The organism is Micromonospora sp. NPDC005161, from assembly GCF_053599855.1.
The window spans coordinates 1-19,739 of record NZ_JBSFYQ010000051.1 but is presented as its reverse complement, the minus strand read 5'-3'; the positions used below and the strand labels follow the sequence as shown (position 1 = coordinate 19,739).

Annotated in this window: 22 protein-coding genes; 7 read left to right on the top strand and 15 right to left on the bottom strand. The window is 71.5% G+C overall.

Annotated features, from left to right (window positions below):
• Nucleotides 1-18: 18 nt before the first annotated feature.
• The 4 genes from tnpA to mug are packed head-to-tail and all read left to right on the top strand — an operon-like array spanning nucleotide 19 to nucleotide 2,374.
• A complete protein-coding gene (gene tnpA, locus ACWD5O_RS32035) occupies nucleotides 19-414 on the top strand; it encodes an IS200/IS605 family transposase (RefSeq protein WP_354968133.1) in 396 nt (131 codons plus the stop codon).
• Between the two features lie 51 nt (nucleotides 415-465).
• Nucleotides 466-1,026, top strand: a complete 561-nt coding sequence (locus tag ACWD5O_RS32030; RefSeq protein WP_354968134.1) for a hypothetical protein — start codon at nucleotides 466-468, stop codon at nucleotides 1,024-1,026.
• On the top strand, nucleotides 1,011-1,772 hold the full coding sequence (locus ACWD5O_RS32025) for an SDR family oxidoreductase (protein ID WP_354968135.1): 762 nt from the start codon (nucleotides 1,011-1,013) through the stop codon (nucleotides 1,770-1,772). Before ACWD5O_RS32030 ends, ACWD5O_RS32025 begins: the two co-directional genes overlap by 16 nt.
• The gene (gene mug, locus ACWD5O_RS32020) at nucleotides 1,769-2,374 is read left to right on the top strand and encodes a G/U mismatch-specific DNA glycosylase (RefSeq protein ID WP_354968136.1); all 606 of its coding nucleotides are present in this window, start codon (nucleotides 1,769-1,771) and stop codon (nucleotides 2,372-2,374) included. The genes ACWD5O_RS32025 and mug overlap by 4 nt, the downstream gene beginning before the upstream one ends.
• Nucleotides 2,375-2,409: 35 nt before the next feature.
• Here mug and ACWD5O_RS32015 read toward each other — a convergent pair whose 3' ends face one another.
• From ACWD5O_RS32015 to ACWD5O_RS32005, 3 genes are all read right to left on the bottom strand, one after another.
• Nucleotides 2,410-4,386 carry an ABC transporter ATP-binding protein gene (locus ACWD5O_RS32015; protein ID WP_450087606.1) on the bottom strand — a complete coding sequence of 659 codons (1,977 nt, stop codon included), beginning with the start codon at nucleotides 4,384-4,386 and terminating at the stop codon, nucleotides 2,410-2,412.
• A gap of 113 nt (nucleotides 4,387-4,499) precedes the next feature.
• Nucleotides 4,500-5,267: an enoyl-CoA hydratase/isomerase family protein gene (locus ACWD5O_RS32010; RefSeq protein ID WP_354968137.1), complete on the bottom strand. Its 768-nt coding sequence runs from the start codon at nucleotides 5,265-5,267 to the stop codon at nucleotides 4,500-4,502.
• A 46-nt stretch (nucleotides 5,268-5,313) separates the two neighbouring features.
• Nucleotides 5,314-5,541, bottom strand: a complete 228-nt coding sequence (locus ACWD5O_RS32005; RefSeq protein ID WP_007462679.1) for a helix-turn-helix domain-containing protein — start codon at nucleotides 5,539-5,541, stop codon at nucleotides 5,314-5,316.
• Nucleotides 5,542-5,760: 219 nt separating this feature from the next.
• Between ACWD5O_RS32005 and ACWD5O_RS32000 the strand changes: the two genes are divergently transcribed.
• Nucleotides 5,761-6,360: a cadmium resistance transporter gene (locus ACWD5O_RS32000; protein WP_450087597.1), complete on the top strand. Its 600-nt coding sequence runs from the start codon at nucleotides 5,761-5,763 to the stop codon at nucleotides 6,358-6,360.
• Nucleotides 6,361-6,446: 86 nt separating this feature from the next.
• On the opposite strand, the gene ACWD5O_RS31995 is transcribed toward ACWD5O_RS32000, so the two are convergent.
• Nucleotides 6,447-8,051, bottom strand: coding sequence for an ABC-F family ATP-binding cassette domain-containing protein (locus ACWD5O_RS31995; protein WP_450087596.1), 1,605 nt, complete (start codon nucleotides 8,049-8,051; stop codon nucleotides 6,447-6,449).
• Between the two features lie 263 nt (nucleotides 8,052-8,314).
• On the opposite strand from ACWD5O_RS31995, the gene ypfJ reads away from it, so the two are divergent.
• On the top strand, nucleotides 8,315-9,232 hold the full coding sequence (ypfJ, locus tag ACWD5O_RS31990) for a KPN_02809 family neutral zinc metallopeptidase (RefSeq protein WP_450087595.1): 918 nt from the start codon (nucleotides 8,315-8,317) through the stop codon (nucleotides 9,230-9,232).
• A 154-nt stretch (nucleotides 9,233-9,386) separates the two neighbouring features.
• Here ypfJ and ACWD5O_RS31985 read toward each other — a convergent pair whose 3' ends face one another.
• From ACWD5O_RS31985 to ACWD5O_RS31935, 11 genes are all read right to left on the bottom strand, one after another.
• Entirely contained in the window at nucleotides 9,387-10,040 is a 654-nt protein-coding gene (locus tag ACWD5O_RS31985) for an acVLRF1 family peptidyl-tRNA hydrolase (protein WP_450087594.1), read from the bottom strand.
• A 52-nt stretch (nucleotides 10,041-10,092) separates the two neighbouring features.
• A complete protein-coding gene (locus tag ACWD5O_RS31980) occupies nucleotides 10,093-10,737 on the bottom strand; it encodes a LysE family transporter (protein WP_354968142.1) in 645 nt (214 codons plus the stop codon).
• Nucleotides 10,738-10,986: 249 nt separating this feature from the next.
• Nucleotides 10,987-11,595 carry a TIGR03086 family metal-binding protein gene (locus ACWD5O_RS31975; protein ID WP_450087593.1) on the bottom strand — a complete coding sequence of 203 codons (609 nt, stop codon included), beginning with the start codon at nucleotides 11,593-11,595 and terminating at the stop codon, nucleotides 10,987-10,989.
• Between the two features lie 197 nt (nucleotides 11,596-11,792).
• Nucleotides 11,793-12,254 carry a metal-sulfur cluster assembly factor gene (locus ACWD5O_RS31970; RefSeq protein WP_354968144.1) on the bottom strand — a complete coding sequence of 154 codons (462 nt, stop codon included), beginning with the start codon at nucleotides 12,252-12,254 and terminating at the stop codon, nucleotides 11,793-11,795.
• Nucleotides 12,251-12,724, bottom strand: a complete 474-nt coding sequence (sufU, locus tag ACWD5O_RS31965; protein ID WP_354968145.1) for a Fe-S cluster assembly sulfur transfer protein SufU — start codon at nucleotides 12,722-12,724, stop codon at nucleotides 12,251-12,253. Before sufU ends, ACWD5O_RS31970 begins: the two co-directional genes overlap by 4 nt.
• Complete coding sequence (locus tag ACWD5O_RS31960; protein ID WP_354968146.1) at nucleotides 12,724-14,028, bottom strand: cysteine desulfurase; 1,305 nt, start codon at nucleotides 14,026-14,028, stop codon at nucleotides 12,724-12,726. The genes sufU and ACWD5O_RS31960 overlap by 1 nt, the downstream gene beginning before the upstream one ends.
• A 20-nt stretch (nucleotides 14,029-14,048) precedes the next feature.
• Nucleotides 14,049-14,822, bottom strand: coding sequence for a Fe-S cluster assembly ATPase SufC (gene sufC / locus ACWD5O_RS31955; RefSeq protein WP_354968147.1), 774 nt, complete (start codon nucleotides 14,820-14,822; stop codon nucleotides 14,049-14,051).
• A complete protein-coding gene (locus tag ACWD5O_RS31950; protein ID WP_074312767.1) occupies nucleotides 14,822-15,148 on the bottom strand; it encodes a non-heme iron oxygenase ferredoxin subunit in 327 nt (108 codons plus the stop codon). The genes sufC and ACWD5O_RS31950 overlap by 1 nt, the downstream gene beginning before the upstream one ends.
• The gene (gene sufD / locus ACWD5O_RS31945; RefSeq protein WP_354968148.1) at nucleotides 15,148-16,293 is read right to left on the bottom strand and encodes a Fe-S cluster assembly protein SufD; all 1,146 of its coding nucleotides are present in this window, start codon (nucleotides 16,291-16,293) and stop codon (nucleotides 15,148-15,150) included. Before sufD ends, ACWD5O_RS31950 begins: the two co-directional genes overlap by 1 nt.
• A gap of 97 nt (nucleotides 16,294-16,390) precedes the next feature.
• The gene (sufB, locus tag ACWD5O_RS31940; protein ID WP_074312771.1) at nucleotides 16,391-17,821 is read right to left on the bottom strand and encodes a Fe-S cluster assembly protein SufB; all 1,431 of its coding nucleotides are present in this window, start codon (nucleotides 17,819-17,821) and stop codon (nucleotides 16,391-16,393) included.
• Entirely contained in the window at nucleotides 17,818-18,618 is an 801-nt protein-coding gene (locus ACWD5O_RS31935; RefSeq protein WP_450087592.1) for a helix-turn-helix transcriptional regulator, read from the bottom strand. Before ACWD5O_RS31935 ends, sufB begins: the two co-directional genes overlap by 4 nt.
• Before the next feature lie 98 nt (nucleotides 18,619-18,716).
• Between ACWD5O_RS31935 and ACWD5O_RS31930 the strand changes: the two genes are divergently transcribed.
• Nucleotides 18,717-19,682: a COX15/CtaA family protein gene (locus ACWD5O_RS31930; RefSeq protein WP_450087591.1), complete on the top strand. Its 966-nt coding sequence runs from the start codon at nucleotides 18,717-18,719 to the stop codon at nucleotides 19,680-19,682.
• The last annotated feature ends 57 nt before the right edge of the window (nucleotides 19,683-19,739 follow it).

The window sequence follows — 19,739 nt, the reverse complement described above, 5'->3', positions numbered from 1 at the left end:
GCGCTATATAGTGCCGGGATGGATGAGGTCAGATCCAACAACAACGTCGTCTACCGCTGCAAATACCACGTCGTGTGGTGCCCGAAGTACCGCCGCCCCGTCCTCACCGGGGCAGTGGACGACCGGCTCAGACAGATCATTCGCGAGGTGTGCGCCGAACGAGACGCTCCCATCGAGGCAATCGAGACCATGCCCGATCAGGTCAACCTGCTGGTCGTCTGCGACCCGCAGTACGGCATCCACCGACTCGTCAAGCAGATCAAGGCCAGGTCGTCGCGACTTCTGCGGCAAGAATTTCCGCACCTCAAATCCAGGCTTCCGACCTTGTGGACCAACAGCTACTTCGTCGCCACAACCGGCGGCGCGACCTCAGAGGTGGTCAAACGCTATGTCGAAAACCAGCGCGACGTGTGAAACGGTCTCTTACCTCTCACGGCAAAAGCCGGGTTTCTCGGGACCGACCCGATGACCGACGCACGCGACGGCACCGGCACGCGGCCACCCGTCGATCTCACAAGGCTCGCCGACCGGCAGGCGGAGCTGGTGGCGACCCTGGTCGGCGGAGGGCCGCCACCGCCGGGGTTCGCACCGACCCAGCTCGCCGCCACGCGGGCGGCCCTGCTGCGCAAACGTGCCGGCGAGGTGGCCCGGCACTGGCCACTGCTCGCCGCCGGCCTCGGCGCCGGGTGGTCGACGACATTCGCCGGCTGGGCCGACCGGCGACCTACCGCCGGGTCGCTGTGCGACGGTTGGGACCTGGCCCGTGCGCTGGACGAGCAGCGTGCGCTGCCCCCGGCGGCCGCCGAGGAGCTGGCCGTCCGGGAGTCGCGCCTGCGCTACGACGGGCATCAGGCGCCGCGTCCCCGTCGGCTGCCGGCGGTCGCCCGCGCCGGCGGCGCCGTCGCGGTGCAGATCGCCGGCCGGGTACGCCTGCTGCGGCCTGCCCCGCGTCCCCCGGCGCCGCAGCCCGCCGGTGGCGACGGCGTACCGGATGCGGCAGGATCGGCGGCATGGATCTCGGACTGACCGACCGGGTGTACGTGCTCACCGGCGCCTCCCGCGGCCTGGGTTACGCGACGGCGCAGTGCCTGGTCGCCGACGGGGCCCGGGTGGTGCTCTCGGCCCGGGACGCCGACGCGGTGGCCGCCGCCGCCGAGCGGTTGGGCGGCCCGGAGCGGGCGGTCGGCTTGGCCGCGGACCTGGCCGACCCACAGACCCCCGGTCAGCTCGTCGCGGCGGCCCGGGAACACTTCGGTCGGCTCGACGGCGCACTCATCTCGGTCGGCGGCCCGCCCGCGGGCAACGCCGCGTCGGTCACCGACGAGCAGTGGCGGCAGTCCTTCGAGACCGTCTTCCTGGGCACCGTCCGCGCGGTACGCACGGTCGCTGACGCGCTGCCCGAGGGCGGCGCGATCGGGCTGGTGCTCTCCACCTCGGCCCGCGGCCCGGTGCCCGGCCTGGGCATCTCGAACGGCCTGCGGCCCGGTCTGGTGGGGGTCGCCAAGGACGTTGCCGACGACTACGGCCCGCGTGGAGTGCGGGTGGTCGGGCTGCTGCCCGGCCGTATCCTGACCGACCGCAACCGGGAGCTGTTCGCCTTGACGGGCGACCCGGAGCGGGCCCGAACGGAGGCGGAGGCCGGCATCCCGCTGCGGCGCATCGGCGACCCGGCCGAGTTCGGTCGCGTGGCCGCGTTCGTGCTCTCCCCCGCCGCGAGCTACCTGACCGGCCTCACCGTGCCGGTCGACGGTGGCGCGCTGCGCGGGCTGTGACGCCCGACGCGCTCCGGCGAGCCAGCGACGCGGCCGGGCACCCCCGGCCGACCCGGGCGGAGCTGGCCGCCGCCGCGGACCGGACCATCCCCGACGTTCTCGCGCCGGGGATGGCGGTGCTTTTCGTCGGCATCAACCCCGGTCTCTGGTCGGCCTCGACCGGCTGGCACTTCGCCCGGCCCGGTAACCGGTTCTGGCCGGCGCTGCACCGGGGAGGGTTCACCCCTCGACTGCTGCACCCGAGCGAGCAGGACGAGCTGCGCGCTCTCGGCCTCGGCATCACCAACATGGCCGCCCGGGCCAGTGCCCGCGCCGACGAGCTGACCACCGAGGAACTGCTCGACGGTGCCCGGCTGCTCACCGCCACGGTGGACCGGTACCGGCCGCGCTGGGTGGCGGTGGTGGGTGTGACGGCGTACCGGATCGGGTTCGGCCGGCCGAAGGCCACCTTCGGGCCGCAGCCGGAGTCGCTGGCCGGGGCACGGCTGTGGGTACTGCCCAACCCGAGCGGGCTGAACGCACATTTCACGCCGGTGACCCTGGGCGTCGCGTTCGCCGAGTTGCGCCTGGCGACCGGGCTGCCGGACCGCCGCCCGGGCTGAGCCGGCGCGCCGCCCGGCCCGCCGGGGCCGGTGGGTCAGTTCGCCGCCGCGGGCGGCAGCGCCTCGTCGGCGACGTAGGTGCCCAGCGGCATGATCACCGGCTCGGGGCCGGTCGCGTCCACGTACGGGGTGGGCGAGTCGGCGATCGCGAACTGGGTCCGGTACAGCTCGGCGTAGAGCCCGCCGACCGCGACCAACTCCTCGTGCCGCCCGCGCTCCACGATCCGCCCGCCGTCCAGAACCAGGATCTGGTCGGCGTCGCGGACGGTGGAGAGCCGGTGCGCGATCACCAGCGCGGTTCGCCCGGCCAGCGCCACCGACAGCGCCCGCTGCACCGCCGCCTCGCTCTCCGAATCCAGGTGTGCCGTCGCCTCGTCGAGGATCACGATCGACGGGGCCTTGAGCAGCAGCCGGGCGATGGCGATGCGCTGCTTCTCGCCGCCGGAGAACCGGTAGCCGCGCTCCCCCACGGTGGTGTCGAGCCCGTCGGGCAGCGACCGGACCAGGTCGGCGACCTGGGCGCCGGCCAGCGCGGCCCAGATCTCGTCGTCGGTGGCGTCCGGCTTGGCGTAGCGCAGGTTCTCGGCGATCGTCTCGTGGAACAGGTGCGAATCCTGGGTGACGACGCCGATCTCGTCGCGCAGGGAGGCGAGCGTCGCGTCCCGCACGTCCACCCCGCCGACCAGCACCTGCCCGTCGGTGACGTCGTAGATCCGGGAGATCAGCATGGACAGCGTCGACTTGCCGGCGCCGGACGGGCCGACCAGGGCGACCATCTGCCCCGGCTCGACGCTGAACGAGACACCCTTGAGCACCGGCTCGTTGACGGTGCGGTCGAGCGTCGCGACCTCCTCCAGTGATGCGAGGGAGATCTCGGCGGCGCTCGGGTAGCGGAACCGCACGTCGCGGAAGTCGACCCGGCCGGTGCCTCGGGGCACCGGCACCGCGTCGGGCTTCTCCACGATGCCCGGCTTCAGGTCCAGCACCTCGAAGACCCGGTCGAAGGAGACCAGCGCGCTCATCACGTCCACCCGGACGTTGGAGAGCGCGGTGAGCGGGCCGTACAGGCGGGTGAGGAGCAGCGCGAGGGTCACCACCGTGCCCGCGCTGACACCGCCGGTCACCGCGAGCCAGCCGCCGAGGCCGTAGGTGAGCGCCTGGGCCAGCGAGGCGACCAGCAGCATCGCCACGAAGAACGTCCGCGAGTACATGGCGGACTGGATGCCGATGTCGCGCACCCGCTCGGCCCGGCCGGCGAACCGGCGGGCCTCGATCTCAGGCTGGCCGAAGAGTTTCACCAGCAGCGCGCCGGCCACCCCGAACCGCTCGGTCATCGTCGCGTTCATCTTGGCGTCGAGGTTGTACGCCTCGCGGGTGATGTCGGCCAGCCGCCGGCCCACCCGGCGGGCCGGAATGATGAAGATCGGCAGCAGCACCAGCGACAGCGCGGTGATCTGCCAGGAGAGCGTGAACATCACCGCGGCGGTGAGCACCAGCTGGATGACGTTGCTGACAACCCCGGACAGGGTGGACGTGAACGCCCGCTGGGCGCCGAGCACGTCGTTGTTGAGCCGGCTCACCAGCGCGCCGGTCTGGGTGCGGGTGAAGAACTGTAGCGGCATCCGCTGCACGTGGTCGTAGACCCGGGTGCGCAGGTCGAGGATGATGCCCTCGCCGATCCGGGCGGAATACCAGCGCTGGGCCAGCGAGAGCAGCGCGTCGGCGACCGCCAGCGCGGCGATGAACAGGGCCAGCTTGACCACCAGCCGACCGGCCTCGCTGCCGCCCCGGTTGATCGCGTTGATCACCTCGCCGGCGAGCACCGGGGTGGCCACGCCGATGATGGCGGCCAGCACCACGGTGGCCAGGAAGACCACGATGTCGCGCCGGTAGGGCTGGGCGAAGGCGACGATCCGCCTGGCCACCCCGTGCTTCAGCCGGTGGGTGGAGACCTCGTCCCGGTTACGCATCGACCGGAGCATGCTCCAGCCCGCCATGCCACCGCCGGACATCGGGTTGGACACCGTTCACCTCCGGGTCGTCGGGCAGACCGCATCGTCAGGTCAATTCTCCCGACGACTGTGACAACCTCGGTCGTAACCCGGATCTTCCCGTACGGTCCTTACTATTCTCCCTGGCCGGCGAGATCACGCAGCCGGCGGGTCTGTGCCTCCCGCTCGGCGCGCTGCTGGTCGGCGTGCGACCGCCCGGCGGCCCCGGCGAGCAACGCCTTGATCTCCACCACCGCGTCCCGGGCGCCCGCGAGCAGGCCGGCGGTCAGGTCACGGACCGCGCCGTCCAAGTCGATCGGCGGCACGACGAGGGTGGCCAGCCCGATCCGGTCCGCCTCGGCGGCGTCCAGCCGACGGCCGGTCGCGCAGATCTCCAGCGCCCGGGCATAGCCGACCAGCTCGACGAGCCGCTTCGTGCCGGCCAGGTCGGGCACCAGACCGAGGGTCACCTCGGCCATCGACAGCTTCGCGTCGGTGGTCAGGACCCGCAGGTCACAGGCGAGCGCGAGCTGGAACCCGGCGCCGATCGCGTGCCCCTGCACGGCCGCGACAGAGATGACATCCGGGCGGTGCAGCCACGTGAAACCGGCCTGGAACTCGGCGATCCGGTCCGCGCACTCCTGCTCGGGCAGTGTGGCCAGCTCGGCGAAGGACCCCGGGCCGGAAGCGCCAGCCACGGAGAGGTCGAGACCGGCGGAGAAGGCACGCCCCTCGCCCCGGACGACGACCACCCGCACGTCACCGGGCAGGTCGCGGGAGAAGTCGCTCATCGCCCGCCACATGGCGGGAGTCTGGGCGTTGAGCACGTCGGGCCGGCACAACGTCACCGTGGCGACCGGCCCGTCGCAGGTCAGCCGGACCCCGGTCGCCTCGGCGGTCACCGGGCGGCCCGGGGAGCGGAGCTGTCGGACGACGCTGGGGGGCGGGTCACGCCTTCTTGCGGCGCCGGGCACCGCCGCGCTGGCGCAGCTGCACCCCGGACTCAGTGAGCACTCGGTGGATGAACCCGTAGGAACGGCCGGTCGAGGCCGCCAGCGCGCGGATGCTCTCCCCCGAGGTGTACCGCTTTACCAGGTCCTTGGCGAGCGTCTGACGCTCGGCTCCGACGATCCGGCGACCCTTCTCAGTGCTGGTGGCTGTGCCAGTGGCTGCCATGCTGTGTCCTCACGTCCCAGACTGTGCGGTTCGGATACGGTCCCACCTATTAGACCGCCTCGAACGATCATGCGCCAGATATCAACTCTTCGCCAACCGACACGCTATGCAATGTCAGCTTCCCGATAGAGTGATCCTGGCGATCGGTCCCGCCGCACCGGCCGGGCGTACCACCATCGCCGCGCGACGATGCCCGTCGACGCCCCGTACCCTGCGGTCGTGACCGACCTGTTGGGCACCGCAGCCGGGGCGGCCGTGGTCTTCGCGGCCACCGACATCGACGACATCGTCATCCTGACGCTGTTCTTCGTCACCGCCCGCCGCACCGGCCGACCGCGGGTCCGGCAGATCGTGGCCGGGCAGTACCTCGGCATCGGGACGCTGGCGTTGGCCAGCGTGGTGGTCGCCGCGGGCCTGCTGGTCGTGCCGGACCCGTGGACCGGGCTGCTCGGGCTGCTGCCGATCGCGCTCGGGGTCCGCGCCCTCGTTCAGCGCGACGGCGACGAGGAACCCGTCGTGGTGGCCTCCACACTCGGGGTGGCCGGAGTGACGATCGCGAACGGCGCCGACAACGTGGCCGTCTACGTACCCGTGTTCCGGGCCCTCGGCCCCGCCGACAGCGCGGTCTTCCTGCTGGTCTTCGTGCTGCTCATCGCGCTGTGGTGCGCCGTCGCGGCCTGGCTGGGCGGGCATCCCAGGATCGTCCGGCTGGTCGAGCGCGCCGGCCACTGGCTGGTGCCGGCGATCTTCGTCGGCATCGGGGTGGTGATCCTGGTCAGCTCCGGCGTGCTCGGCCGGCTGGTCGACCTGCTCGGCTGAGGGCGGCCCCGGCTGTTAGGAAGGGCCCCTTCTTATCGCCTCGCGATAAGAAGGGGCCCTTCCTAACAGGCATCGACCGGGAGCGGTCAGGCCAGCTCGACCAACTCGAGCAGGTCGTCGCTCCAGGCGTCCTCGTCGCCGTCCGGCAGCAGGATGGCCCGGTCCGGCTTGAGCGCCAGCACCGCGCCCGGGTCGTGCGTGACCAGCACGATCGCGCCCGGATAGTTGGCGATCGCGTCCAGCACCTGCTCCCGGCTGACCGGGTCGAGGTTGTTCGTCGGCTCGTCGAGCAGCAGCACGTTGGCGCCGGAACAGACCAGGGTCGACAGGGCCAGCCGGGTCTTCTCGCCGCCGGAGAGCACCCCGGCCGGCTTGTTCACGTCGTCGCCGGAGAAGAGGAACGCGCCGAGAATCTTGCGCAGGTCGGTGTCGGACTGCTCGACGGCAGCGGCGCGCATGTTCTCCAGCACCGTCCGCTCCACGTCCAGCGTCTCGTGCTCCTGGGCGTAGTAGCCCAACCGCAGCCCGTGCCCGGCGTGCACCTCGCCGGTGTCCGGGGTGAGCAGGCCGCCGAGCATTCGCAGCAGCGTCGTCTTGCCGGCGCCGTTGAGCCCCAGGATGGCCACCCGCGAGCCGCGGTCCACCGCCACGTTGACGTCGGTGAAGATCTCCAGCGAGCCGTACGACTTGGACAGGCCGGTCGCGGTGAGCGGGGTCTTGCCGCAGGGCGCGGGGCTGGGGAAGCGCACCTTGGCCACCCGGTCGGCGACCCGCACCTCCTCCAGGCCGGAGATGAGCTTCTCGGCCCGACGGGCCATGTTCTGCGCGGCGACGGTCTTGGTGGCCTTGGCCCGCATCTTGTCGGCCTGCGCCATCAGGGCGCCGGCCTTCTTCTCCGCGTTGGCCCGCTCCCGGCGGCGGCGCCGCTCGTCGGTCTCGCGCGACTCCAGGTAGGCCTTCCAGCCCAGGTTGTACACGTCGACCACGGACCGGGTGGCGTCGAGGAACCAGACCTTGTTGACCACCGACTCCAGCAGCGCGCCGTCGTGGGAGATCACGATCAGGCCGCCCTTGTGGTTGGCGAGGAAGCCGCGCAGCCAGGTGATCGAGTCGGCGTCGAGGTGGTTGGTCGGCTCGTCCAGCAGCAGGATGCCGCCGCCGTTCTCGCCGGCGTCCCGGAACAGGATCCGGGCCAGCTCGATGCGCCGCCGCTGACCGCCGGAGAGGGTGCCGATGGTCTGCGCCAGCGCGCGGTCCGGCAGGCCGAGGTTGGCGCAGATCCGGGCGGCCTCGGCCTCGGCCGCGTACCCGCCCAGGGCGGCGAACTGGTCCTCCAGCGCGCCGTAGCGGCGAACCAGCTTGTCGTCGGCGTCCTCGGCGAGCCGGGCCTCGACCTCCTGCATCTGGGACATCAGCACGTCCAGGCCGCGCGCGGAGAGGACCCGGTCGCGGCCGGTCACCTCCAGGTCGCCGGTGCGCGGGTCCTGCGGCAGGTAGCCGATGGCGCTGCGCTGGTCGATCTGCCCGGCGTACGGCTGACCCTCGCCGGCGAGCACCTTCAGCGTGGTCGTCTTCCCGGCGCCGTTGCGGCCCACCAGGCCGATCCGGTCACCGGGCTGCACACGCAGGGTGGTGTCGGACAGCAGGATCCGGGAGCCGGCACGCAGTTCCAGGCCGGTGGCAGTGATCATCTGTTCGGGGCTCGCTCTCGGGGTCTGGAAGGCTGACTCGGGGCACGCGAAACGGCCGGCGGGCTCGGTGGCCCGACGGCGCGGGGCGGTTCAGCCTTCGCAGCGCAGCACCCAACCAGTGTACCGGGCGCTCCTGGACGTCCCGCCCGGATTACCAGCCAAGATCATCGGGTACGGGTAACGGCTATCCGGACCAGTCCGGCACTGAGGCGACACAACGACATTCACACGACAATCACCGGCATACGGCGATCGGGGTCAGCATGGAACTCAACGAGCGGGCCGAACTCGACACCTCCCAGGTCAACGACCTCGGTCGGGGCGGCGGATCCGGCGGCGGCATCGGCATCCCGATCCCCGGCGGCGGCGGTCGGGGCGGGATCATCGGCATCGTGGTGGCCGTGCTGGTCGCGCTGCTCGGCGGCGGGTTCGGCCTGAACGCGATGACCAACGGCGACGACGGCGGGCAGGCCGGCGGCACCAAGCTGGAGGGGTGTGACACGAGCAACGCCCAGCGCTTCGAGGACGTGCGCTGCCGCAACCTGCTCTACGTCAACAGCATCCAGGACTACTGGGAGAAGGCGTACCCGGAGCTGAGCAAGGGGACGTACGAGCCGACCACCACCAACTACTTCGAGGCCGCGGTCAACACCGGCTGCGGCCAGGCAGACTCCGGCGTCGGCCCGTTCTACTGCCCGGCCGACCGGAAGGTGTACATCGACCTGAGCTTCTACAACGAGCTGGCCTCCCGGTTCGGCGCCAAGGGCGAGTTCGCCGCGCCGTACGTGCTCGCCCACGAGTACGGCCACCACGTCCAGAACCTGCTCGGCACCAACGAGCGGGCCGGCCAGGGCGACCAGAGCGGGCCCCGCTCCACCTCCGTACGTCTGGAACTGCAGGCCGACTGCTACGCCGGCGCCTGGGCGAAGCACGCCACCGAGAGTAAGGACAAGACGGGCCAGGAACCGCTGTTCAAATCGGTCACCGAGACCGACATCAGCGAGGCGGTCCAGACCGCCGAGGCGATCGGTGACGACACCATCCAGCAGCGCTCCGGCGGTCGGATCAACCCCGACCAGTTCACCCACGGCACCTCCGAGCAGCGGCAGCGCTGGTTCCGGCAGGGTTACGACCGCGGCGACCCGAACACCTGCGACACCTTCGGCACCAACCAGCTCTGACACCGCACACCTGTCGTGGCAGGCCCTCAAAAGGCCTGCCACGACCACTTCCGGCCCAACTGGTCGCGGTGACGGCCATGGCGGTCGTCATCCTCGCCGCCTGACCAGCCGGCGCGTCAGCCCGTACCGCGCGGCGTCGAACCGACGCCCGTGGTCAGGCCGGGGCGGGGTCGCGGACCAGGATCCGGACCGCCCGGGCGGCCGCGATCGCGGCGACCAGCACGGCGTGCCGGGGCTCGGGCACGTCCAGCAGCCGCTCCGCGCGCAGCGCCGCCAGCGGGGCGAGCCGCCGGTCGGCCAGCACGGTGTCCACCGCCCGCCGGTCGCCGCCGCAGACCACCGCGCTCAGCGACGACGCCTCCGGCAACAGCAGCCGTACGGCCAGCTCGGCCGCGTCGCCCAGCGCCGCCTTCGCCTGGTTGTCGCGTCGTCGGGCGAAGCGCTGCTGGGACCACCCTCCGGCCGCGGTGCGGCCCTGCACGTACCGGGTGTCCACCTTGGAGACCGTCAGCTCCTCCCCCGCCGCGACACCGACCGCCACCGCGCCCTTGCGTGCGAGCAGCAGGCCGATCCGGCGGGGCGTGGCCACGGCGGCCACGAAACCGGGTACGTCCGGGGCGGCCGGCGCGCCAGGTGGGGCGTGCAGCTCGGCGGTGGCCCCGTCGGGTGCGGCGAGCAGCAGCCCGTACCCCTGGACGGTCGTGGTGGGCGGGCCGTGCCGGTCGGCGAAGCCCTCGACCCAGCGCCCGACGCGGGCCGGGTCGACCTCGACCCACCGGCCGCCCCCGGCTGCGGGTCGACTGGTCACCGCCCGACCGTACGGCACGGCGGGCCCGGCCGGACCGTCGGGCGGGGAACGCTCAGCCTGGCAGCAACGCGACCACCGCCAGCGCGGCGATGAGCGCGCTGGAGACCAAGCCGGTGACCAGCCGGCCGCGCGGCCCGGCCAGCGCCCGACCGACCACGGTGCCTCCACCGGCGATGAGCAACTGCCAGCTCGCCGACGCCAGGAAAACGCCCGCCACGAAGAGCGCCGCGGAGCCCGCATGCGCATCGGTGGTGGCACGACGGCCGAGCACCAGCGCGGCGAAGTAGAGCACCGTCATCGGGTTCAGCAGGGTCAGCCCGAGCAACGCGGCGTAGGCCCGACCGGGAGTGCTCAGACCTCGACCGGCGGGTGCCGTGGGCGCCTGCCGCGAGCGGTGGGCGCGCCAGGTCCGCCACAGGCCGTGCGCGGCGAGACCCAGCAGGACCACCGCGGCGACCACCCGCAGCGGCCCGGCGACCGGCGCGATGATCCCGACCAGACCGGCACCGCCGAGCACGGCAACCGCCGCGTAGAGCCCGTCGGCCGTCGCCACCGCGAGCGCCGCGGCCGCACCGACCCGCAACGAGGTACGGGCACTGAGCCCCAGGATGAGGATCGCGATCGCGCCGACGGGGATGGCGACCCCGTAGCCGGCCACGAGACCGGCGAGGAACGCCCCGCTCACGACGACGGGCAACGGATCGAGGCGAGCCCAGGCCCGGTGCGCTGTCGGCGCGCGGCGGTGGCCGCGCGGACAGGAACCTGCTTCGGGTACGCCTCAATCACATGCGCATCCTGCGCGCCGAGGTCGCGCACCGCCACCGGATTTCCGCGCCCCGCGCCAAGATCGTGCTCGATCCAGGAAGTAGTGGCCTCATCAACTGGCGGTAGGCACTCTTTCCAAGATCGAGCACGATCATGGGATCCGATTGGGCCGCCAGGCCGATCAGGGCCTTCCGGCGAGCCCCTGGGGGTGGCGACCGAGGTAGGAGAGCAGGACGCTGACGTCGTCGGCCTCCGGCCCGGGGTCGATCGCCGGGGCGTACGCGCCATAGGCTCGCAGCGGCTCGACGATCTGCCGGGCGACCACCAGCAGGGGGCGGGCCAGTTCGTCGCTGAGCGGAGACGGCTGCTCGGTGGCCGCCGCGATGTCCCAGGCGTGCACTGCCGCGTCGAGGGCGCACGCGACGGCACCAACCTGGGCCGACAGTTTGCCCTGGGGCAGCGGCGTGGGCACCTGCGGGTCGTCGTCGGCGACACCTGCCCAGGCTCGTGCGGACGCGTCGAGGGCGGCGCGTAGGCCGACCAGCTTGTCCCCGTCGACGCGGCCGGAGGGCGACAACGGGTCCTCCGCCGGCCCCGGCCCGCCGACGATCGCCGCCGCGAAGGCGATCTGGTCTCCGGTCGCGTGCTGAAGCACCTGGGTGACCGTCCACCGCTCGCACGGGGTGGGCCGATCCCAGGCGTCGGCCGGAACCCTCTCGACAACCGTCCGGAGCGCCTGGTGCGCCTCGTCGAGCACGGTCCGCCACTGCCCAGCTGCCATCTCGCTCATCGTCCTGACCTCTCCGCCGACGCCGTCAAACGAGCGACTCCACTCGCTTGCGGAGCGGAATGTTCCGCTCCGTCGTGCTGAGATCAGCTTAGCAGACCGGAACGATCCGTTCCACTATTGGTTCGCACTGGTTCAGAACGCATCGAGCGCGGCACCCAAACGGGCGCCGCGCTCGACGAAGGTGAGACGAAAACGGGTCAGACGTTGAAGCCGAGGGAACGGAGCTGGTCCCGACCCTCGTCGGTGATCTTGTCCGGACCCCACGGCGGGAGCCACACCCAGTTGATCCGGATGTCGTTGACCAGGCCGCCGCCGGGGCCGGTGGTCAGCGCCTGCCGGGCCTGGTCCTCGATCACGTCGGTCAGCGGGCAGGCCGCCGAGGTGAGCGTCATGTCCAGGGTCGCGACGTTCTCGTCGTCGACGTGCACCCCGTACACCAGGCCCAGGTCGACCACGTTGATGCCGAGCTCCGGGTCGACGACGTCCTTCATCGCCTCCTCGACGTCGGCGATCATGGCCTTGCTGACGCCGGTCGTCGGGGTGGCGGCGTCGCCGGCACCCGCCGTCGCGGCGCCGTCGGTCGTCACGGCGTCGGTCTGCGCCGCCGCGGTGGCGTCACCGGCCTCCGGCGTCGCTGCGGTAGCGGTGTTCTCGCTCATGCCTTCACCTCCGGGCTCACGCCCACACCGGCGCGTGCCGCGGCGTCCTTGAACGCCATCCACGGCAGCAGCGCGCACTTGACCCGGGCGGGGTAGCGGGCCACACCCGCGAAAGCCACCCCGTCACCGAGCACGTCCTCGTCCGGCGTGACCTGACCACGCCCGGACATCAACTCCACGAACGCCTCGTGCACCTCGAAAGCTTCCCCAGCGCCCCGACCGCGCAGCAACTCGTGCAGCACGCTCGCCGACGCCTGGCTGATCGAGCAGCCCATCCCGTCGTACGAGATGTCGTGCAGCACGGCGCCGTCGGTGGCCACCCGGACGGTGACCTCGTCGCCGCAGGTCGGGTTGACGTGGTGCGCCTCGGCGACCTGGTCGCCCGCGTCGTCGGCATCACGCAGGCCACGGCCGTGCGGGTGCTTGTAGTGATCCAGGATGATCTCCTGGTAGAGCTGGTCGAGTTGCATCAGTCGAACACCTTCCGCACCTGCTCCAGACCAGCCACCAGAGCGTCGATCTCCTCGGTGGTGGTGTAGAGGTAGAACGAGGCCCGGGTCATCGCCGGGACACCGAACCGGCTGCACACCGGCTTCGCGCAGTGGTGGCCCACCCGCACCTGCACGCCGAGCGAGTCGAGCACCTGACCCACGTCGTGCGGGTGCACGTCACCCAGCGCGAACGAGATGGTGCCGCCCCGGCCCACCGGCACGGTCGGGCCGAAGATCCGCAGGCCGCGCACCGAACCGAGGGCGTCCAGCGCGTACGCCGTCAGCTCCTTCTCGTGCCACTGGATGGCCTGCATCCCGATCCCGGTGAGGTAGTCCACCGCCGCGCCGAGCGCGACCGCCTCGGCGATCGGCGGGGTGCCGGCCTCGAACCGGGCCGGTGGAGCGGCGAACGTCGACCGGGCCATGGTGACCGTCTCGATCATCGAGCCGCCGCCGAACACCGGCGGCATCGCCGCCAGCAGCTCGGCCCGGCCCCAGAGCACGCCGATGCCGGTCGGGCCGCACATCTTGTGCCCGGTGAAGACGATGTAGTCGGCGTCCAGGTCGACCACGTCGACGGGCAGGTGCGGCACCGACTGCGAGCAGTCCAGCAGCAGCAGCGCCCCCACCTCACGGACCCGCGCGGTGATCCGGGCGGTGGCGTTGATCGTGCCGAGGATGTTCGACATGTGCACCAAAGAGACGATCTTCGTCCGTTCGGTGACCAGGTCGTCGAGGCCCGACTCGTCGAGCCGGCCCTGATCGGTGACCGGGAACCAGCGCAGGGTCGCGCCGGTCCGCTCACAGAGCAGCTGCCACGGGACGATGTTCGAGTGGTGCTCCATCTCGGAGATCACCACCTCGTCGCCAGGCCCGAGCCGGAACCGGGGGTCGGCGTCCGGGCGCAGCGAGGCGTTGGAGAAGGCGTACGCCACGATGTTGATCGCCTCGGTGGAGTTCTTGGTGAACACCACCTCGTCCGAGCTCGACGCGTTGAGGAACGCGGCGACCTTGGCGCGCGCCCCCTCGTACGCCTCGGTGGCCTCGGAGCCCAGGGTGTGCACCGAACGCGACACGTTGGCGTTGTGCCGCGCGTAGTGCTCTCCGAGCACGTCGAGCACCTGCCGTGGCTTGTGCGAGGTGTTGGCGCTGTCGAGGTAGACCAGCGGGTGCCCGTTGATCTCCCGCTCCAGGATCGGGAAGTCGGCGCGCACCCGGGCCACGTCGAAACGCGGCACGTCGTCGTACTGCGGCATCCCCGAAGGGATCGCGATGCTGGTCATCTCGGCAGCGCCTCTCCCGCTCAGGCCCGGGCCGTGCCGGCCCCGGCGGCGTACCGCTCGTAGCCCTCGGCCTCGAGCTTGTCGGCCAGCTCCGGGCCGCCCTGCTCGACGATCCGGCCGGCCACGAAGACGTGCACGAAGTCCGGCTTGATGTAGCGCAGGATCCGCGTGTAGTGGGTGATCAGCAGCACGCCGGTGTCGCCGGTGTCACGGACCCGGTTGACGCCCTCGCTGACGACCCGCAGCGCGTCCACGTCGAGGCCGGAGTCGGTCTCGTCGAGGATCGCGATCTTCGGCTTGAGCAGCTCCAGCTGGACGATCTCGTGCCGCTTCTTCTCGCCACCGGAGAAGCCCTCGTTGACGTTGCGCTGGGCGAACGCCGGGTCCATCTGGAGGCGCTCCATGGCACCGCGCAGCTCGCCGCCCCAGGTGCGCAGCTTCGGGGCCTCGCCGTCGATGGCGGTCTTCGCGGTGCGCAGGAAGTTCGCCACCGAGACGCCGGGGACCTCGACCGGGTACTGCATGGCCAGGAAGAGGCCGGCGCGGGCCCGCTCGTCGACGGTCATGGCGAGCACGTCCTCGCCGTCGAGGGTCACCGTGCCGCCGGTGATCTCGTACTTGGGGTGGCCGGCGATCGAGTACGCCAGGGTGGACTTGCCGGAGCCGTTCGGGCCCATGATCGCGTGGGTCTCACCGGAGCGGACGGTCAGGTCGACGCCCGACAGGATCGGCTTGAGCTCACCCTCGGGCAGCTTGACCGACACCTTCAGGTCGCGGATCTCCAGGGTGCTCATTATCGGGTCACTCCATTACTCGGCGTCAGGCTGAGGTAGATGTCGCCGTCGCGGACTTCGACGGGGTAGACGGGTACGGGTTCGGTGGCCGGCAACCCGGAGGGCTGCCCGGTGCGCAGGTCGAAACGCGAGCCGTGCAGCCAGCACTCGAGTGTGCAGCCGTCGACCTCACCCTCGGAGAGGGCGACCGAGGCGTGCGAGCACTCGTCGTAGGCGGCGTAGAACTGGCCGTCCTCGCCGTGCACCAGCGCGATCGGGGTGCCGTCGACGTCCGCGCTGATCGCGGTGCCCTTCGGCACATCCTCGGTGGAGCAGATCCGGATCATCAGGCGCCAGCCTTGGTCAGCCGGGCCTCGATCGCGTCGCCAAGACGCTCCCGCAGTGACTCCACCGGGATCTTGTTGATCAGCTCGGCGAAGAAGCCGCGAACCACCAGGCGGCGGGCCTCGCCCTCCGGGATGCCCCGGGCCATCAGGTAGAAGAGCTGCTCGTCGTCGAAGCGGCCGGTCGCGCTGGCGTGGCCGGCGCCGGCGATCTCGCCGGTCTCGATCTCCAGATTGGGTACGGAGTCCGCCCGCGCGCCGTCGGTGAGCAACAGGTTCCGGTTGATCTCGTACGTGTCGGTGCCGGTCGCCTCGGCCCGGATCAGCACGTCGCCCACCCAGACGGTGTGCGCGTCCTCGCCCTGCAGGGCGCCCCGGTAACCGACGTAGCTGCGGCAGTCCGGCACGCTGTGGTCCACCAGTTGCCGGTGCTCGAGGTGCTGGCCGGAGTCGGCGAAGTAGACGCCGTACAGCTCGGCCTCGCCGCCGCGGCCGGTGTACTCCACCGACGTGTACTGCCGGACCAGGTCACCGCCGAGGCTGACCTGGACGTGCGTCACCCGGGCGTCCCGACCCAGCTTGATCTTGAGGTGCTGTGCCTGCACCGCGTCGTCGGCCCAGTCCGCGACGGTGACCAGGGTCAGCTTCGCCCCGTCGGCCACGGAGACCTCGACGTTGTCGGCCAGGGTCACCGAGCCGACGTGCTCCAGCACCAGGGTCATCTCGGCGAACCGGCCCACCTCGACGAAGGTGTGCCCGAAGGCCACGCCCTCGGCGTTGTCGCCGACCACCCGCAGGCTCACCGGCGCACCCACCACGACGTCGCTGGCCACGCTGAGCAGCAGCGCCTGACCGGCACCGCCGTAGGCGAGCGCGCTGACCCGGTCGACCGGGGTGAGCACGCTGCCCACCCGCGGGTCGTCGGTGCCGATCCGCTCGACGGCCACGCCCTCGGGCAGGTCGCCGTACTCGTGCCGGACCGTGCCGGTGGCGGCCAGCGCCTCACCGGCGAGGCCGCGCAGCCGCTTGAGCGGAGTGAAACGCCAGTCCTCCTCCAGGCCGGTGAGGGCCGGGAAGTCGGCGACGTCGTACGAGCGCAGCGCCTGCGACTTGGTGCTGGGCGGCGGCGCGGAAGCCTGGGTAGTCATGTCTTCCTTGGTCTGTTCTGCGGTTAATCGGAGGGTCGGTCGAGCTGGTCCCGGCGCGGCGCGGCGGGTCGGGGCCGCCGCGCGACGGCCGGCCGGGTCAGCCGACCGCGCCCTCCATCTGGAGTTCGATCAGCCGGTTCAGCTCCAGGGCGTACTCCATGGGGAGTTCCTTGGCGATCGGCTCGATGAAGCCACGCACGATCATGGCCATCGCCTCGTCCTCGCTCAGGCCGCGGCTCATCAGGTAGAAGAGCTGGTCGTCACTGATCTTGGAGACGGTCGCCTCGTGCCCCATCGACACGTCGTCCTCGCGGATGTCGACGTACGGGTAGGTGTCCGAGCGGGAGATCGTGTCGACCAGCAGCGCGTCGCACTTGACCGTGCTCCGGCTGTGGTGCGAACCCTCCAGCACCTGCACCAGACCCCGGTACGAGGTGCGGCCGCCGCCCCGGGCGATCGACTTCGACACGATGGTCGAGGAGGTGTGCGGCGCGGCGTGCACCATCTTGGCGCCGGCGTCCTGGTGCTGGCCCTCGCCGGCCATGGCCACCGAGAGCACCTCGCCCTTGGCGTGCTCGCCGGTCATGTAGACCGCCGGGTACTTCATAGTCACCTTGGAGCCGATGTTGCCGTCGACCCACTCCATGGTCGCGCCCTCGTGGCACACGGCGCGCTTGGTGACCAGGTTGTAGACGTTGTTCGACCAGTTCTGGATGGTCGTGTAGCGGCAGCGCGCGTTCTTCTTGACGATGATCTCCACGACCGCGCTGTGCAGCGAGTCGGAGGAGTAGAGCGGCGCGGTGCATCCCTCGACGTAGTGCACGTACGCACCCTCGTCGACGATGATCAGCGTCCGCTCGAACTGGCCCATGTTCTCCGTGTTGATCCGGAAGTAGGCCTGCAGCGGGATCTCCACGTGCACACCCTTCGGCACGTAGATGAACGAGCCACCGGACCATACGGAGGTGTTCAGCGCGGCGAACTTGTTGTCGCCGACCGGAATCACCGTGCCGAAGTACTCCTTGAACACGTCCTCGTGCTCACGCAGCGCGGTGTCGGTGTCCAGGAAGAGGACGCCCTGCTCCTCAAGGTCCTCACGGATCTTGTGGTAGACGACCTCGGACTCGTACTGCGCCGCGACACCGGCGACCAGCCGCTGCTTCTCCGCCTCCGGGATGCCCAGCCGGTCGTAGGTGTTCTTGATGTCCTCGGGCAGGTCCTCCCAGCTGGTGGCCTGCTTCTCGGTGGACCGCACGAAGTACTTGATGTTGTCGAAGTCGATCCCGGTGAGGTCGGCGCCCCAGGCCGGCATCGGCTTGCGGCCGAACAGCCGGAGACCCTTCAGGCGCAGGTCGAGCATCCAGGCCGGCTCGTTCTTCTTCGCCGAGATGTCCCGCACCACCGCCTCGTTGATGCCGCGCTGGGCGACCGCCCCGGCGGCGTCCGGGTCGGACCAGCCGTACTCGTAGCGACCCAGGGCGGCGAGCTGCTCTTCCTGGGTCAGGGGCTGGACGATCTGCTCGGTCATCTATCTGTCCTCACAGTGGTGACGGGATTACCGGATTGGACGCGGCCCGGCTGGGTCGGAATGTGCGTGGTGCACACACCGTCGCCGTGCGCGATGGTGGCCAGGCGCTGTACGTGGGTGCCGACCAGACGGGAGATCACCGCGGTCTCGGCCTCGCACAGCTGAGGAAACTCGGCGGCCACGTGCGCCACCGGGCAGTGGTGCTGGCAGAGCTGGCCGCCGGAGGCGATCGTGGTCGCGTTGGCAGCGTAACCCTCGGCGGTGAGCGCTCCGGCGAGTGCCTCCGCCCGTGCGAGCGGGTCGTCGCCGGCGTCCTCCATGGCGGTCCGACAACGCGCCTCCAGGGCGGCCACCTGCTCGGTGGCGAACGCCCCGACCGCGTCCGAGCCGCCGCTGCGGGCGATCCAGCGCAACGCGGCGGTGGCCATGTTGTCGTAGTGGTGGGTGCCACAGCGGACCCGGGCGGCCTCGGTCAGCAGGAACACCTTGGCCGGACGCCCCCGACCGCGGCTGCCCTGCACGGTCTGCTCGCGGGCGACCACGTCACCGTCGGCGAGCATGGCGTCCAGATGCCGGCGGATCGCGGCGGGGCTGAGCCCGAGCGCCTCCCCGAGCTGCGCGGCGGTGGTGGCCCCCCGCTCCAGCAGCAGCTGGGTGACCCGGTCCCGGGTGGAGACCTCGGTCGGCGCGGTGCCGCTGAGCGCGGCTGACGTGGTCACGACCGGCGCGGACGCGCTCGCACCGACGGCCGGACCGGCCGTCGGCTGCTGCCCGGAGAGCGCCGCCACGTTTTTCACAACGCCAACGTTACGTAATTACCCGGAGGGTCGCAAACCCGGGCCCCGGTGATCCGAACCACCGACCTGGCGGAGTCGGACGAACCTCGATCACTACGGTGCGTAGGATTTGCGCCGTGAACCGATACGTCCGTCCGGTCTCCGGCACCCTGCTGCGCCGCCTCGCGCTCACCTCGATCATCGCGAACGTGGGCATCGTCGTCACCGGCGGGGCCGTCCGGTTGACCGCCTCGGGCCTCGGCTGCCCCACCTGGCCCCGGTGCACGGACGCGTCGTACGTCGCGACGTCGGAAATGGGCGGGCACGGCGTGATCGAGTTCGGCAACCGGATGCTGACCTTCGCGGTGGGCCTGATCGCGCTGGCCACCGTGCTGGCGGTGCTGGCACACCGGCCACGCCGGCCCGGTCTGCTGGCGCTGGCCGTCGCGGTCTTCCTGGGCATTCCCGCCCAGGCGGTGATCGGTGGCATCACCGTGCTCACCAACCTCAACCCGTGGGTGGTCGGGCTGCACTTCCTCGCCTCGATGGGGGTGATCGCCGCCGCGTACGCCCTCTGGCGGCGGATCGCCGACCCGGACGGGCCGACGGTGGCCGTGGTCCCGGCGCCGCTGCGCACCCTGGCCCGGGTCACCACGGGCGTCGGCGTCGCCGTGCTGGTCATCGGCACCTGGGTCACCGGCAGCGGCCCGCACGCCGGCGACCAGGGCGCGGCCCGCAACGGCCTCGACCCGGAGTCGATCTCCCAGGTGCACGCCGACAGCGTCTTCCTGCTGATCGGTCTCTCGGTGGCGCTGATCTTCGCGTTCCGCGCGGTCGGCGCACAGCGGGCCACCCGGGCCGCCGTCATCCTGCTCGCGGTGGAGCTGGGTCAGGGCCTCATCGGTTTCGTGCAGTACTTCACCCACGTGCCGGCGATCCTGGTCGGCGCACACATGTTCGGCTCCTGCCTGGTGCTGCTGGCCACCCTCTCGGTGCAGTGGTCCACCCGCGAACGCCGCCCGGTCGCCCCCGCACCCCGGGCCGCCACCCCCGCCGACACCGAAGCCGTCCCGGCCACCGCCTGAGCGCGCCCCGCGCCCCGCGCCCCGCGCCCCGCGCCCCGCGCCCCGCGCCCCGCGCCC

Excerpts from the sequence above, each read along its gene's own strand:
- sufU (WP_354968145.1), bottom strand. The coding sequence starts at position 12,724 with ATGCAACTCGACCAGCTCTACCAGGAGATCATCCTGGATCACTACAAG.
- sufB (WP_074312771.1), bottom strand. The coding sequence starts at position 17,821 with ATGACCGAGCAGATCGTCCAGCCCCTGACCCAGGAAGAGCAGCTCGCC.
- ACWD5O_RS32015 (WP_450087606.1), bottom strand. The coding sequence starts at position 4,386 with ATGTCCGGCGGTGGCATGGCGGGCTGGAGCATGCTCCGGTCGATGCGT.
- ACWD5O_RS31970 (WP_354968144.1), bottom strand. The coding sequence starts at position 12,254 with ATGAGCGAGAACACCGCTACCGCAGCGACGCCGGAGGCCGGTGACGCC.
- sufC (WP_354968147.1), bottom strand. The coding sequence starts at position 14,822 with ATGAGCACCCTGGAGATCCGCGACCTGAAGGTGTCGGTCAAGCTGCCC.
- ACWD5O_RS31960 (WP_354968146.1), bottom strand. The coding sequence starts at position 14,028 with ATGACCAGCATCGCGATCCCTTCGGGGATGCCGCAGTACGACGACGTG.
- tnpA (WP_354968133.1), top strand. The coding sequence starts at position 19 with ATGGATGAGGTCAGATCCAACAACAACGTCGTCTACCGCTGCAAATAC.
- ACWD5O_RS31975 (WP_450087593.1), bottom strand. The coding sequence starts at position 11,595 with ATGAGCGAGATGGCAGCTGGGCAGTGGCGGACCGTGCTCGACGAGGCG.
- ypfJ (WP_450087595.1), top strand. The coding sequence starts at position 8,315 with ATGGAACTCAACGAGCGGGCCGAACTCGACACCTCCCAGGTCAACGAC.
- sufD (WP_354968148.1), bottom strand. The coding sequence starts at position 16,293 with ATGACTACCCAGGCTTCCGCGCCGCCGCCCAGCACCAAGTCGCAGGCG.
- ACWD5O_RS32005 (WP_007462679.1), bottom strand. The coding sequence starts at position 5,541 with ATGGCAGCCACTGGCACAGCCACCAGCACTGAGAAGGGTCGCCGGATC.
- ACWD5O_RS32025 (WP_354968135.1), top strand. The coding sequence starts at position 1,011 with ATGGATCTCGGACTGACCGACCGGGTGTACGTGCTCACCGGCGCCTCC.
- ACWD5O_RS31995 (WP_450087596.1), bottom strand. The coding sequence starts at position 8,051 with ATGATCACTGCCACCGGCCTGGAACTGCGTGCCGGCTCCCGGATCCTG.
- ACWD5O_RS31950 (WP_074312767.1), bottom strand. The coding sequence starts at position 15,148 with ATGATCCGGATCTGCTCCACCGAGGATGTGCCGAAGGGCACCGCGATC.
- ACWD5O_RS32030 (WP_354968134.1), top strand. The coding sequence starts at position 466 with ATGACCGACGCACGCGACGGCACCGGCACGCGGCCACCCGTCGATCTC.